Annotated in this window: 13 protein-coding genes; 2 read left to right on the top strand and 11 right to left on the bottom strand. The window is 68.5% G+C overall.

Annotated elements, in window-relative coordinates; all coding sequences use genetic code 11:
* Positions 1-89: 89 nt before the first annotated feature.
* The 9 genes from HWX09_RS14190 to HWX09_RS14150 all read right to left on the bottom strand — a co-directional run bounded on the left by HWX09_RS14190 (position 90) and on the right by HWX09_RS14150 (position 10,666).
* Entirely contained in the window at positions 90-593 is a 504-nt protein-coding gene (locus HWX09_RS14190; RefSeq protein ID WP_027781754.1) for a MarR family winged helix-turn-helix transcriptional regulator, read from the bottom strand.
* Between the two features lie 178 nt (positions 594-771).
* Positions 772-1,674, bottom strand: coding sequence for an SMP-30/gluconolactonase/LRE family protein (locus HWX09_RS14185; RefSeq protein WP_027781755.1), 903 nt, complete (start codon positions 1,672-1,674; stop codon positions 772-774).
* Between the two features lie 48 nt (positions 1,675-1,722).
* Complete coding sequence (araH, locus tag HWX09_RS14180) at positions 1,723-2,742, bottom strand: L-arabinose ABC transporter permease AraH (RefSeq protein WP_027781756.1); 1,020 nt, start codon at positions 2,740-2,742, stop codon at positions 1,723-1,725.
* A gap of 30 nt (positions 2,743-2,772) precedes the next feature.
* Positions 2,773-4,320, bottom strand: coding sequence for an L-arabinose ABC transporter ATP-binding protein AraG (araG, locus tag HWX09_RS14175; RefSeq protein ID WP_027781757.1), 1,548 nt, complete (start codon positions 4,318-4,320; stop codon positions 2,773-2,775).
* Between the two features lie 21 nt (positions 4,321-4,341).
* On the bottom strand, positions 4,342-5,346 hold the full coding sequence (locus tag HWX09_RS14170; protein WP_027781758.1) for an arabinose ABC transporter substrate-binding protein: 1,005 nt from the start codon (positions 5,344-5,346) through the stop codon (positions 4,342-4,344).
* Between the two features lie 93 nt (positions 5,347-5,439).
* On the bottom strand, positions 5,440-6,369 hold the full coding sequence (locus HWX09_RS14165) for a Gfo/Idh/MocA family oxidoreductase (RefSeq protein WP_027781759.1): 930 nt from the start codon (positions 6,367-6,369) through the stop codon (positions 5,440-5,442).
* 25 nt (positions 6,370-6,394) lie between these two features.
* Positions 6,395-7,324: a dihydrodipicolinate synthase family protein gene (locus tag HWX09_RS14160; RefSeq protein ID WP_027781760.1), complete on the bottom strand. Its 930-nt coding sequence runs from the start codon at positions 7,322-7,324 to the stop codon at positions 6,395-6,397.
* A gap of 49 nt (positions 7,325-7,373) precedes the next feature.
* The gene (locus HWX09_RS14155; RefSeq protein WP_027781761.1) at positions 7,374-8,732 is read right to left on the bottom strand and encodes an MFS transporter; all 1,359 of its coding nucleotides are present in this window, start codon (positions 8,730-8,732) and stop codon (positions 7,374-7,376) included.
* A 182-nt stretch (positions 8,733-8,914) separates the two neighbouring features.
* Entirely contained in the window at positions 8,915-10,666 is a 1,752-nt protein-coding gene (locus HWX09_RS14150; RefSeq protein WP_027781762.1) for an IlvD/Edd family dehydratase, read from the bottom strand.
* Between the two features lie 114 nt (positions 10,667-10,780).
* On the opposite strand from HWX09_RS14150, the gene HWX09_RS14145 reads away from it, so the two are divergent.
* Positions 10,781-11,731, top strand: a complete 951-nt coding sequence (locus HWX09_RS14145; RefSeq protein ID WP_027781763.1) for a LysR family transcriptional regulator — start codon at positions 10,781-10,783, stop codon at positions 11,729-11,731.
* 18 nt (positions 11,732-11,749) lie between these two features.
* Here the strand turns inward: HWX09_RS14145 and HWX09_RS14140 are convergent, their stop codons facing one another.
* Entirely contained in the window at positions 11,750-12,226 is a 477-nt protein-coding gene (locus tag HWX09_RS14140; protein WP_027781764.1) for an OsmC family protein, read from the bottom strand.
* Between the two features lie 130 nt (positions 12,227-12,356).
* Between HWX09_RS14140 and HWX09_RS14135 the strand changes: the two genes are divergently transcribed.
* Entirely contained in the window at positions 12,357-12,998 is a 642-nt protein-coding gene (locus HWX09_RS14135) for a GntR family transcriptional regulator (RefSeq protein WP_027781765.1), read from the top strand.
* Positions 12,999-13,103: 105 nt separating this feature from the next.
* On the opposite strand, the gene HWX09_RS14130 is transcribed toward HWX09_RS14135, so the two are convergent.
* The gene (locus HWX09_RS14130; RefSeq protein WP_027781766.1) at positions 13,104-14,138 is read right to left on the bottom strand and encodes a LacI family DNA-binding transcriptional regulator; all 1,035 of its coding nucleotides are present in this window, start codon (positions 14,136-14,138) and stop codon (positions 13,104-13,106) included.
* Between the last annotated feature and the right edge of the window lie 135 nt (positions 14,139-14,273).

Raw genomic sequence — 14,273 nt, 5'->3', positions numbered from 1 at the left:
AAAATCAGGGAGCGGTCGGACGAGCGCCGAAGGCGCGTACGAAGCGAGCGCGGGCCGGGCGGCGCCGCGCCGTGAAATCGGGGAAGCAGTCAGCCGCGCAGGTTGCGCGAGAACAGTTCGAGCGCGCGCTGCACGTGCGCGGCGTCGTCGGTCGAGATGTCGCCGAGCATGCGTGCCTCGAGCGGGCGCAGCACGGTTTCGCATTCGCGCAGCATCGCCGCCCCTGCGTCGGTCAGCGTCAGCAGGATGATGCGGCCGTGCGACGGGTCGGCTTCGCGCGTGACGAAACCGCGGGCGGCCATCACGCTCATCACCTCGTTCGCCGATTGCGGCGTGATCCACGAGCGCTCGGCCAACTGCGCGTTCGACGATGCGCCGCGCGCCTCGAGCACCGACAGCGCCGTGTATTGCGCGAGCGTGATGCCGAGCGGCGCGAGCGCGTCGGTCATGTGACGGCGCAGCAGCCGGTCGAGGCCGCCGATCACGTAGGTCAGGCGTTGTTGCACGCGCGCTTTCGGCTTGTCGCCCGTCGCGCGGGCGGCGCTTTTCGCGGCGTTCTTCGGATTCGCGGGCTTGGTCGGTGCGGAACTCATGGTGCGGGCAGGATGGAATTGCGGGCCATCTTACCAGCAGGTGGGGAGATGAACGGATGTTCGGGGAAGACGGACGGCCGCCGTGCGCTCGCGCACGTGCGGCGGCTCGCGAGCCTGACCGCGAAGTCCGCCGCGTCAGCCCGATCCCATGAACGGGAACCCGTATCCGACGACGCGATCAACCGCGCGGCGTGCCCGCGAATCGTGCGGTCGGCAGCCCCGCATGCCGCGTCCGCGCGACGAACACGCCGCCCGCGTGCGCGTCGCCGGCCAGCGCGTCGTCGCTCAACCCGACACGCGCACTCGTCACGTACAACCGGCCGTCACCGTCGATCGCGACGCAACTCGGCTGCGCGGTCGGCACCTCGACGCGGTCGGTCTCGATCCCGTCCGGCCCATAACGCACCACGCGGCGGCCGCCCCATTGCGCGTTCCACAGCCCGCCGTCGCGATCGACGGTCGAGCCGTCCGGGTCGCCGTCCACATCCGTCAGCCGCGCGAACGGCCGCACGTTCGCGACGTCGCCGCCCGCACGGTAATCGCACACGAAAATCTCGCGCACCAGCGAATCGCAGAAATACAGCTTCGTGCCGTCCGGCGAGAATGCGATGCTGTTCGCGATCGCGGCCGCCGGCAATGCAAGCCGTTCGAGCGCGAGATCGCGATTGAGTCGATAGAACCCACCAATCGCACGCGGCGGCTCGGCGCCTTCGTCCTTCATCCCGAACACGAAAGCACCGAACGGATCGCAGCGCCCGTCGTTCAGCCGCGTGGGCAGATCGGGTTCGACGTCGACGATCCGCGTGAACGCACCGCGGCTCAGGTCGAAGAACGCGAGATGCGTCGCGAGCCCGACGAGCAGCACGTCCGGATCGTCGGTCAGCGCGAAGCACGCGAGCCGTTCGGGCATCGCCCATTGCGCGAGGTCCGAACCGTCCGCGCGGCAGCGCCACAGCTGCGCGCCCTCGATGTCCACCCAGTACAGCGCGTGCGTCCTGTCGCACCACGTCGCGCCTTCGCCGAGCGTGTTGCGGCTGTCGGCCAGCAGCGTCGCCGACGCGGCCGGAGGAGTCTGTTGCATGCCGTCTCCCGATATTCGTCGTATTTGCAGGCGGCCGCGCGATCGAAATCAGATCTTCATCGCGCGCCGCTGGTTGCGACGATACTGGTCGAACAGCACCGCGAGCAACAGAATTCCGCCGCGTATCAGATATTGGTAAAAGGTCGGCACGTTCAGCAGGCTCATCGCGTCCTGCACGGAGCCCATGATCAGCACGCCGACCAGCACGCCGGAGATCGTCGCGACGCCGCCCGTCAGCGACACGCCGCCGAGCACGCACGCGGAAATCACGCCGAGCTCGAGGCCGACCGACGTCTTCGGATCGCCGAGGCTCATCCGCGACGCGAGCATCACGCCGGCAAAGCCCGTCACGAGCCCCTGCAGCACGAACACGGCGATCTTGATGCGCATCACCGGCAGACCCGCGAGCAGCGCGGCCTCGCCGTTGCCGCCGACCGCCAGCACGTTCTTGCCGAACACCGTCTTGCGCAGCAGGAAGCCGAACACGACGAAGCCGATGATGTTGCTCCAGATCGGATACGAGATGCCGAGGAACGACCCGCCGCCGAGATCGAAGAAGCGTTCCTCGGAGATCATCACCGCGTCGCCGTTCGACGTGATGAACGCGAGCCCGCGCACGACTTCCATCATCGCGAGCGTGACGATCAGCGAGTTGATCCGGTAGCGCGCGATCAGCACGCCGTTCACGAGCCCGACCGCGCCGCCCGCGAGCACGCCGCCCGCGATACCGAGCACGACGCTGTGCGTCGCGGTGATCAGCGTCGACGCGACGACGCCCGAGAACGCGACGATCGACGCGACCGACAGGTCGACCTCGCCGAGCGCGAGCACGAACATCATCGTCACCGCGATCGAGCCGATCAGCGTGACCGACAGCAGCAGGCCCTGGATGTTGCGCGACGTGAGGAAGTCCGGCACCGTCAGCGACAGCGTCGCGAACAGCACGAGAAACACCATCACGATGCCGGAGCGGTTGATCATCTGCCACACGCCGCCGCGCGCACGGGCGGGCACGGCGGGGGTATCCGGGGATGGGGACGTACGTTGGGGTTGCATTGCCTGGCTCATAACGTTTGCTTTCCGGTTGACTGCGGGCCGCTAGCGCGGCAGCGCGAGCTTGATCAGCGCGTCGGGCGTCGCGTGCGCCTTCGCGACCTCGCCCGCGATCCGTCCTTCCTTCATCACGATGATGCGGTCCGACACGCCGATCACCTCGGCCAGATCGCTCGACACGAGGATCACCGTGCGGCCCGCTTCCGCGAGTTCGTAGAACAGGTTGTAGATTTCCGCGCGCGCGCCGACGTCGATGCCGCGCGTCGGCTCGTCCATCAGGAACACGTCGATGCGCTCGGCCAGCCAGCGCGCGAGCACGACCTTCTGCTGGTTGCCGCCCGACAGCGCGCCGATCGGCGTTTCGCCGTCGCGGGTCTTGATCGCGAGCCGCTCGATGTATTTTTGCGCGAGCTCGCGTTCGCGCCGCCCGTCGAGCAGCACGCGCGCCGGGCTGAAATGACGGCGCGCGCTGATGTTGAGGTTGTCGGCCACCGACGCGATCGCGACGATGCCTTCCTGCTTGCGGTCTTCCGGGCACAGCGCGATGCCGGCGCGCACCGCGTCGCGCGGGCTGCCGAACGCCACCCGCTTGCCGTTCAGCTCGACGTGCCCGGCGCTCGGCCGCACCGCGCCGTACAGCAGCTTCATCAGTTCCGAGCGGCCCGCGCCGACGAGCCCGAAGAAGCCGACGATCTCGCCGCGCCGCGCGGTAAACGACACGGGCTCGGCCAGCCCCGGCCCCGTCAGTCCCTTCGCTTCGATCAGCACGTCGCCGGCCGGGCGCGATCGATAGCCGTACACGTCCTCGATCGAACGGCCGACCATGCAGCCGATCAGCCGGTCGCGGTCGAGATCGGCGACGGAATCGAACGTGTCGATGCGGCGGCCGTCGCGAAACACCGTCACGCGGTCGCACAGTTCGTAGACTTCCTCCATCCGGTGCGTGACGTAGATGATCGCGCGGCCTTCCGCGCGCAACGCGCGGATGATCCGGAACAGTTGCGTGGTTTCGCGCGCGGACAGCGAACTCGTCGGTTCGTCGAACGCGATCACGCGCGCGTCGCGCATCAGCGCCTTGCCGATCTCGATCATCTGGCGCTGGCCGATCGACAGGTATTTCACCGGGATGCCCGGATCGATGTGCTCGCCGAGCCGCTCCAGCGCATCGAGCGCGCGCGCGGCGAGCGTACGCTCGTCGACCACGCCGAGCCGGCTGGGCAATTGCCCGAGCATCAGGTTTTCCGCGACCGTCAGCTCGGGCACCAGATGCAGCTCCTGGTAGATGATCGCGATGCCGGCCTCGAGCGCCGCGCGCGTCGACGCGAAGCGCTGCACCGTGCCGTTCAGCGTCAGCGTGCCGGCCTGCGGCTGGTTCACGCCGGACAGCACCTTCAGCAGCGTCGACTTCCCCGCGCCGTTCTCGCCCATCAGCCCGTGCACTTCGCCCGCGCGCACCGACAGCGACACCGCGTCGAGTGCACGCACGCCGGGAAACGTCACGGTGATGCCGTCGAGCGCGAGCAGTGCGCCATCCGGCGGCGCGCCCGCTTCGGCGTCGTGGCCGGACACGGCCGTCATCGTCTGCATCGTCATTACGTTCTCGCCTCGCCCCGCTCAGATACCGAGTTCGGCGCGCACGGCCTGCCAGTTCGCGCGCGTCATCAGCTTGCCGCTCGTCTGCGTGTCGGCCGGCGGCGTCTTGCCGTTGCGGATCCAGTCGACGAGGTTCTGCGTGCTGTCCTTGCCGTGGTTCGTCGAGCTGACCGCGATCGTCCCGTAGAAGCCGGTCGGCTCCTTCTTCTGGAACTCGGCGAACGCCTCGCCCGCACCGTTGATGCCGACGCCGATCACGTCCGCCGCCGGGATGTGCAGCTGCTCCGTCGCGCGTACCGCGCCGAGCACCGTTTCCTCGTTCAGCGCGTACACCACCCATTTCTTCACGTTCGGATGGCGCGCGAGCACCGGCGCCGCGGCGCTGAAGCCGCCTTCGTCGTCGGTCGTCTTCTGCGGCGCGTCGAAGATGTTTTCCTTGCGGAAGCCGTTCGCGAGCAGCGCCTGCGTCGCGCCGTCGGTGCGCAGCTTCGCGGTCGGCAGCTCGTTGTTCGTGATCCGCAGCGCGCCGACTTCTTCCGGCTTCCAGCCGCGCCGCTTCATCTCGTCGGAGATCGCCTGGCCGACCTGGTTGCCGATCTTGGTCGCCGACATCCCGAGGTGCGGCACGTTCGGCAGCGGCTTGCCGGTCGAGTCGACGAGCTGGTCGTCGACCGTCACGAACTTCATGTTGTAGCGCTTCGCGCGCGACGCGATCGCCGGCCCGAGGCGCACGTCCGGCGCGCAGATCACGAAGCCCTGCGCGCCCTGCGAGCCGAGGTTGTCGATCGCGGCCAGCACCTTCTCGCCGTCCGGCGTGCCGATCTTCACGACCGAGAAGTTCTCCTTCTGGCCGAGCGCGGACGCAGCGTTCTGCTCGTTGATGAACCACGCCTGCTCCGGCATCTTCACGAGGAAACCGATCTTCAGCGGCGTATCGGCGCGTGCGGCGCCCTGCATGCCGAGCGGCGCGATGCAGAGCGCGGCCAGCAGCGCGCGCAGGGTATGTCGACGAATCGTGCGGTTCATGGGTGTCTCCTTTGTATCGGCTGATGCCGTGATGTGTGTCGTAGTCAATCAATCACGCGTCGCGCGCTTCGGGCCGAAGCGCGCGACGCAGGTTCAGCGGCCGAACGCGTCGGTCTGCACGCGTCGGCCGAACAGGAAGGCATCGGCGACGAGCCGCAGCGGCCGCGCGTCGACGTCGCTTTCGCCACGCGCGATCAGCGCATGGAAGTGCGCATACAGCGCCGGATACTCGCGTTCGGGCCCGATCTCGACCGGCTCGCCCGCGATCGACAGTTGCGCGCCGCCGCGGCTGATCGCGAGCACGCCGTCGGCCGTGTCGACCGCGATCTCCCATTGCTCGACCGGGCCGTGCCGCCAGTCGAACTCCGCGTGCACCGGCACGCCGTCGGTATCCGCGCAATCGAGTTCGGCCGCGATCGGCATCTGTGCGTCGCTCGGCACGAACAGCGTCGCCTCGCGCAGCACGAGCTCGCGCGGCAGGATTCGCGTGACGATCGACAGCGCGTTGATGCCCGGATCGAACACGCCGAGGCCGCCCGGCTCCCAGATCCACTGCTGCCCCGGATGCCAGCGCCGCACGTCTTCCTTCCAGCGCACCTGCACCGCCCGGATCGTGCGCTGCGCGAGCCACGCGCGCGCCGGCTCGACCGCGCTCGCGCAACGCGAATGCCAGGTCGCGAACAGCGTGAGGCCGCGCTCGCGCGCCAGCGCGTCCAGCGCGGCCACTTCGCCGAGCGTCGCGCCCGGCGGCTTCTCGAGCATCACGTGCTTGCCGGCTTCGAGCGCGGCGCGCGCCTGCGCGTAGCGCACCTGCGGCGGCGCGCACAACGATACCGCATCGAGCTCGCGCTCGGCGGCCAGCAGCGCGTTCAGATCAGGATAATTGCGCACGCCGTTGACTTCCGCATGACGGCTCGCACAGGCGGTCAACGCGAAACCCGGTTCGGCGGCGATCGCCGGCAAATGCTGGTCGCGCGCGATCTTGCCGATCCCGACGACGCCCAACGAAATCACATCGCTCATCGTGCTTTCCTCCTTCGCCACTCGTTCAGTGCGCCCAGCGCAGCACGAGCGGATCGAGCCGGCGCGCGATCGCGAGCAATTCCGCGCGCGTGTCCGGGTGCAGTTCCGGCATCGGATGCCGCGGCCGCTCGCACGCGATCACGCCGCCGGCGCGCATCAGCGCCTTCGCGGTGAGGATCCCGGACTGGCGGTTCTCGTGATTGATCAGCGGCAGCCACGTCTGGTAATGCGCGAACGCATCGTCGTGCCGGCCTTCGCGGAACGCTTCGAGGATCGGCCGGATGCCGTCCGGAAAGCCGCCGCCCGTCATCGCGCCGGTCGCGCCCGCATGGAGATCGGCGAGCAGCGTGATCGCCTCCTCGCCGTCCCACGGCCCCTCGATCGCGTCGCCGCCGAGCCGGATCAGCTCGCGCAGCTTGTTCGCGGCGCCGGGCGTCTCGATCTTGAAGTACGCGACCTGCTCGATCTCGCGCGCCATCCGCGCGAGGAACGGCGCGGACAGCGCGGTGCCGCTCGCGGGCGCGTCCTGGATCATGATCGGGATGTCGATCGCATCCGACACGCGCGCAAAGAAATCGAAGATTTGCGCTTCCGGCACACGGAACGTCGCGCCATGATACGGCGGCATCGCCATCACCATCGCCGCGCCGAGCTGCTGCGCGCGCAGGCTGCGCGCGGCACACACCTGCGTGCTGTAGTGCGACGTCGTGACGATCACCGGCACACGGCCCGCGACGTGTTCGAGGATCGTGCGCGTGAGTACGTCGCGTTCGTCGTCGGTGATCGCGAACTGCTCGGAGAAATTCGCGAGGATGCACAGCCCGTCCGAGCCGGCGTCGATCATGAAATCGACCGCGCGCTTCTGGCTCGCGAGGTCGAGCTCGCCGGTCTCGGCAAAGGTCGTCGGGACGACCGGGAAAATGCCGCGATAGCGCGGCGTGCTGCTCGATGTCATGGTGGGTCCTGCGTCAGTCGAATCGGCGTTCAGCCGGAAAACAAGGCGTTCAGGATTCGCCGGCGAATGTGCCGGCGGCCGGCTCGGGCGCGCGCAGCGCGGCCCGGACCACGAACGTCATCAGCACGGCGAACAGCAGCGTCGCCGCGAGGAAATACAGGCCGGCCGCGAGACTGCCGGTCGATGCCTTGATCAGGCCGATCCCGTACGGCCCGAAGTAGCCGCCGAGATTCGCGAGCGAATTGATCGCGGCGATGCCGACCGCGGCGCTCGTGCCGGTCAGGAATTCGCCGGGCAGCGCCCACACGACGGCCTGGATCGAATAGAGCGAAAACGCGGTGAGGCAGATGAACATGAATTGCAGCGCGGGCTGCCGTACCCACGCGCTCGCGGCCATCGTCACGGCGGCCGCCGCCGACACGACGACGATGTGCCAGTAGCGCTCGCGCTTGCGGTCCGAGTGGCGCGGCACGACGAGCAGGCCGACCACCGCGAACAGGTATGGCACGGCGGACAGCAGACCGGTCGTCGCATCGCCGGTACCGAACGCGTGAATGATCGTCGGCAGCCACAACGACAATCCGTAGATGCACAGCGGGAACGGCAGGAACAGCGCGGCGAGCAGCAGCACGCGGCGGTCGCGCAACGTGGCGAGCGGATTGCCGTGCGAATCGGGGCGATAGGTGTCGCGATCGGCGGCGAGTTGCCGGGCGATCCAGCGGCGTTGGCCGTCGTTCAGCCAGCGCGCATGCGCGGGCGACTCGGGCAACAGCCGCAGCGTCGGCCACGCGAGCAGCACGGCCGGCAAGCCGCTGACGACGAACAGCGTCTGCCAGTCCGACAGGCCGAACCATCCGTGCGTCGACAGCAGCCATCCGGCGAGCGGCCCGGTCACGATACCGGCGAGCGGTTGCGCGAGCACGAGCAGGCCGATCACGCGCGCGCGGTCGCGCATCGGGAACCATTGCGTGAGGAAGTACAGGATGCCGGGATAGAGGCCGGCTTCGGCCGCGCCGAGCAGGAAGCGCAGCACGTAGAAGCTGGTCGGCCCCTGTACGAGCGCCATGGCCATCGTGATCGCGCCCCAGGTCGCGAGGATGCGCGCGAACCACACGCGTGCGCCGAAGCGGCCGAGTGCGAGGTTGCTCGGCACCTCGCACAGGAAGTAGCCGATGAAGAACAGTCCCGCGCCGAGCCCGTACGCGGCGTCGCCGAGGCCGATCGCCGCGTTCATGTGAAGCTTCGCGAAGCCGACGACGGTACGGTCGACGTAGGCGACCACGTAGATCAGCGCGAGGAACGGCACCAGCTTGCGCGTGAGCAGGCGGGTCAGTTGCCGTTCGTCGACGGCTGCCGTCGAATCGGACTGTTCCGCCGCGGCGTGCGCGCTCGTGTACTGCGTCGTCATCTTGTCTCCTGTCGATCCCACGTTAGCGCTTTAGCGCTTACGTGGGTCCCATGCACCGCGGTCGATCCCACGTTGGCGCTTCAGCGCTTACGTGGGTCCCATGCTTCGCGGTCGATCCACGTTGGCGCTTCAGCGCTTACGCGGGCCGTGTCTCTGCACAACCGCCCATTACCGCCCGCCGCTCAATGCGAATGACTCGGCACGTCCGCGCCGCGCATGCCGACCAGGAAGTCGAGGTCGCACCCCTCGTCGGCCTGCAGCACGTGATCGATGTACAGCCGTGCGTAGCCGCCCTTGCCGAGCTGGCCGGCCACGCCCGGTGCCGCGGTCGGATCGACGTCCGACAGGCGGCGCTGCAGCTCTTCGTCCGTAATGTCGAGATGCAGCGTGCCGGCCTCGCAGTCGAGCTCGATCCAGTCGCCGTTGCGCACGGCCGCGAGCGGCCCGCCGGCCGCGGCTTCCGGCGCGACGTGCAGCACGACCGTGCCGTACGCGGTGCCGCTCATCCGCGCGTCGGAAATCCGCACCATGTCCTTCACGCCCTGGCGCAGCAACTTCGGCGGCAGCCCCATGTTGCCGACCTCGGCCATGCCCGGATAACCGCGCGGCCCGCAGTTCTTCAGCACCATCACCGAGCTGGCGTCGATGTCGAGCGCTTCGTCGTTGATCGTCGCCTTGTAGTGGTCGAGATTCTCGAACACCACTGCGCGGCCGCGATGCTTGAGCAGTTCGGGGCTCGCCGCCGACGGTTTCAGCACCGCGCCGCGCGGCGCGAGATTGCCGCGCAGGATGCAGATCCCGCCGTCCGCGATCAGCGGCCGGTCGAGCGGGCGAATCACCTCTTCGTCGTAGTTCGGCGCTTCGCGCACGTTGTCCCACAGCGACTTGCCGTTGACCGTCAGCGCATCCGGGTGCGGCAGCAGCCCGCCTTCGCCGAGCCGGCGCAGCACGGCCGGCAACCCGCCCGCGTAATAGAACTCCTCCATCAGGAAGCGCCCCGACGGCATCAGGTCGACGATCGTCGGCGTGTCGCGGCCGATGCGCATCCAGTCTTCCAGTTCGAGCGGCACGCCGATGCGGCCGGCGATCGCCTTCAGGTGAATCACGGCATTCGTCGAGCCGCCGATCGCCGCGTTCGCGCGGATCGCGTTCTCGAACGCCGCGCGCGTCAGGATCTTCGACAGCACGAGCCCTTCGAGCGCCATCTCGACGATCCGGATGCCCGACATGTGCGCGAGCACGTAGCGGCGCGAATCGACGGCCGGAATCGCCGCGTTGTGCGGCAGCGCGACGCCGAGCGCCTCGGCCATGCACGCCATCGTCGATGCGGTGCCCATCGTGTTGCAGGTGCCGGCCGAGCGCGACATGCCGGCTTCGGCCGACAGGAAGTGATGCACGTCGATCTCGCCGGCCTTCAACGCTTCGTGCAACTGCCACACGGCCGTGCCCGAGCCGATGTTCTTGCCTTCGAGCTTGCCGTTCAGCATCGGGCCGCCCGACACGACGATCGCCGGCACGTCGCAGCTTGCCGCGCCCATCAGCAGCGCGGGCGTCGTCTTGTCGCAGCCGGCGAGCAGCACGACCGCGTCGATCGGGTTACCGCGGATCGCTTCCTCGACGTCCATCGACGCGAGGTTGCGCGTGAGCATCGCCGACGGCCGCAGGTTCGATTCGCCGTTCGAGAACACCGGGAACTCGACCGGGAAGCCGCCCGCCTCGGAGATCCCGCGCTTCACGTGCTCGGCGAGCTTGCGGAAGTGCGCGTTGCACGGCGTCAGTTCGGACCACGTGTTGCAGATGCCGATGATCGGCCGGCCGTCGAATTCGTGATCGGGAATGCCTTGGTTCTTCATCCAGCTCCGGTACATGAAGCCGTTCTTGTCGTTCGTGCCGAACCATTGGGCAGAGCGCAGCCTGGGTTTTGTTGCCGACATCGTCAGTCCTGTGGTGACGGGATACCGGCGCAGTCTAGGCAGAATTTTGATAACTGGCTAATGACGATTTAGGCGATTACGATATCCATTCCGATATCGATATAAACCCGTACGATGCCCGAAGCCAGTCCATGGGGAAACCGCGCCCGCCTGAAGACGCGCCAGTTGCTGCTGCTCGTCGCGCTCGCCGACGAAGGCAGCATTCACCGCGCGGCGGCCGCGCTGAACATGACGCAGCCGGCTGCGTCGAAGCTGCTGCGCGAACTCGAGGAATCGATCGGCGCGGTGCTGTTCGAGCGCCTGCCGCGCGGGATGCGGCCGACGCTGTACGGCGACGCGCTGATCCGCCACGCGCGCGCGGCGCTCGGCAGCCTCGACCAGGCGCGCGAGGAGCTGGCCGCGTTGAAGGCCGGCCATCTCGGCCACGTGGCGGTCGGTGCGATCACGTCGCCGGCCCTGCGGCTCGTGCCGCCTGCCGTCGCCGCCGTGAAAGGCACGCATGCGGGCCTGCACGTATCGGTCGAGATCGATACCAGCAACGTGCTGCTCGAACACCTCGCGCAGGAAAAGATCGACATCGTGCTCGGCCGGCTGTCCGCCGAACACGACAAGCTGCGCCTGCGCTACGAGCCGCTGATCGGCGAAACGGTGGCGGCGGTCGTGCGGCCCGGCCATCCGCTGCTCGCGCATGCGCCGCTGTCGCTCGCGGACGTGCAGCGCGCGGCGTGGGTCGTGCCGCCGGCCGGCAGCGTGCTGCGCCATCGCTTCGAACTCGTGTTCCAGCGCGCAAGCCTCGCGCCGCCGGCGAACCTGGTCGAGACGTCCGCGCTGCTGTTCATCACGCAGTTGCTCGAACAGAGCGACATGATCGCGGTGCTGGCCGAGGACGTCGCGCGCTACTACGCACGACACGGGATCGTCACGGTGCTGCCGCTGGAGATGGATTGCCGGATGGACGATTTCGGGATCATCACGCGCACCGACCGGCTGCATTCGCCGGCGGTGACGGTGATGGTCGATGCGATTCGGGCGGCCGCGCGGGGGGTGTACGACGTGGTGCTGTGACGACGCAGCCGCGGTTTCTTACTCGGGGGCAAACTCGATCACCGGCTCACAGCGAATCGGGAAGTTGACCGAATTCGCGATATAGCATTTCGCATGCGCGTCGTGATGCAGATGCGCCGCCCGTTCACGATCGTCGCCGGCCCGGATCGTCACCTGCGGACGCAGCACGATTTCGGTGAAGCGCCCCGCTTCGGCGCCGTCGAGCATCGTGCCTTCCGCGTGGTCGACGTAGGCCAGCACGCGAATGCCGGCCTCGGAACACAGGTGCAGATACCAGAGCTTGTGGCATGCCGACGCCGAGGCGAGCAGCAGATCCTCGGGGTTCCAGCGCGCCGCGTCGCCGCGGAACGCCGGGTCCGACGAACCGGGAATATCCGGCTTGGCTCCCGCCCGGATCACATGCTCCCGCCCATATTCGCGATATCCCGACGTGCCGGTTCCCCGGTTGCCCGTCCACTCCACCGCGACGCGATACGTGTGTTCGCCCGATGCCATCTCGCTCTCCCTTGATGTCCGTGTCTCGACCGGCCCGAGCGCCGTTGCGTGACGTCCGCCAGTGGCCGCCATTGTGGCACCGGATTGCCATTTGGTATACCATTATTCCAAAATGACGGAACAGGCAGGCATGGAAACCAGACTCGACTCCACGGCGGACGCGGTCGCCGCATCGCTGCGCGACATGATCATCAACGGCGAGCTGGCGGCCGGCGAGCGGCTCGTCGAGCGCGAACTGGCTGATCGGTTCGGCATCAGCCGGATTCCGATGCGCGAAGCCATCCAGCGCCTGGAACGCGAAGGGCTGCTCGATATCTTCAGGAACCGCGGCGCCGTCGTGCGCATGCTGAGCGCGTCGGACGTGCAGGAAATCTACGACTTGCGCGTGCTGCTCGAAGGCGATGCGATCTACCGCAGCGTGAAGCGGCTCGACGACGAAACGCTCGCGCGCGCCGAACTCGTGCATCGGCTGCTCGGCGACGCAACCGTGCCGCGCCGGCAAGGTGAGCTGAACCGCGAATTCCACGCGCTGCTGTATTCGTGCTGCGGCAACGCGCGGCAGTTGAAGTCGATCGCCGAACTGCGCGGCCAGGTCGAGCGCTACGAGCGCCTGCAGGCCACGCTGCTCGCGGATACGCCATCGTTCCAGGTCGAGCACGAAGACATCCTGGCGGCGTGCCGCGAGCGCAATGCGCGCGTCGCCCGTTCGATGACGGTCGCCCATCTCGAATCGGCTCGGCGCATCGTCATGCGGCGCGTCGAAGGCGGCTGAGGCCGGCGCCGCACTTGCCGGCTTCCACATCGCACGCGGCTGCGCGCCGGGCCGCGCCGATTGCGTCGGCAAACCCGAAGCACGCGGCGCCGCCCCGCGCGATATTTACCGCGGCGCGCGCTCACTCCGCACGCGGCCGGTCGTGCCGCGCACCACCAGCCGCGGCAGCGACGCCGTCCGCACGCGCGACGCATCGTCGAAACGGCCACCTGCCTCGCGCAGCGCGTTGAGCAATTCGACCGCGATTCCGGCCGCTTCGGCGGTGGGGATTGCGACGGTCGTCAGCGTGGGCCGCGTGTCGCGGGCGAGATGGATGTCGGTGATGCCGACGATCGACAGATCGTCGGGCACGCGCCTGCCGCGATCGGCTGCCGCGTGCATGGCGCCGATCGCCGGCAGGTCGTTGGTGGCGACGAGCGCGGTCAGCCGCGGATGCGCATCGAGCAGCCGGCCCGCCGCGCGCACGCCGCCCTCGATCGAATCGTGATCGGCCGCGACGATCGACGCGTCGAGCCCCGCTTCGCGCATCACGTCGACGAAGCCGTCATAGCGCGCCGCCTGCACGCCGCTCGCCGCCCCGCCGACGATCACACCGATGCGCTCGTGTCCGAGTTCGAGCAGATGCCGCGTCGCGATCCGCCCCGCTTCGCGCAAATCGATGGCCACGCACGGCAATCCGTCGGGCGGCGCGTCGGGCCGCTCCCACAGGCACAGCACGACCGGCACGCCGCGCCGCGCGACGTCGAGCAGATCCGGCAGGTGCAGGTTCGCATTGGTCACGAGAATCCCCTCGGAAATCGTGCCGGCGATCTGGTCGAGATACGCGCGCCCCTGCAGCGGATCCTCGTTCGTATTGCAGACGATCAGGAACTGCCCGTTGCGGCGCACCGCACGCTCGACCGCCAGCGCGAACTCCGGATAGAACGGGTTCGCGATGCTCGACACCATCAGCGCGATCGTCGGCGCACGCCCTTCCGCCAGCGCCCGCGCGGCGAGATGCGGCCGATACCCGAGCGCGTCGACCGCTTCGAGCACCCGGGCCCGCGTCGCGTCGCCGACCCGGCCGCGGTCGCGCAGCACGTTCGATACCGTCGCGGCCGTCACGCCGGCGCGGCGCGCCACTTCATCCAGTGTTGCCATCGCTTGCTCACTATATGAGACGTCGATCCAGTATTTGCTTCGCTCACCGAAGCGGCGCACTATCGCCGCACACCTTGCCGCCCGACCGACGGGTGCGACTCGGCCGCGATCGCATCGCCTCTTTTTTTGATCGCG

The organism is Burkholderia sp. BCC1208, assembly GCF_902833095.1.
GTDB lineage: Bacteria > Pseudomonadota > Gammaproteobacteria > Burkholderiales > Burkholderiaceae > Burkholderia.
This window is presented reverse-complemented; position numbering and strand designations above follow the sequence as displayed.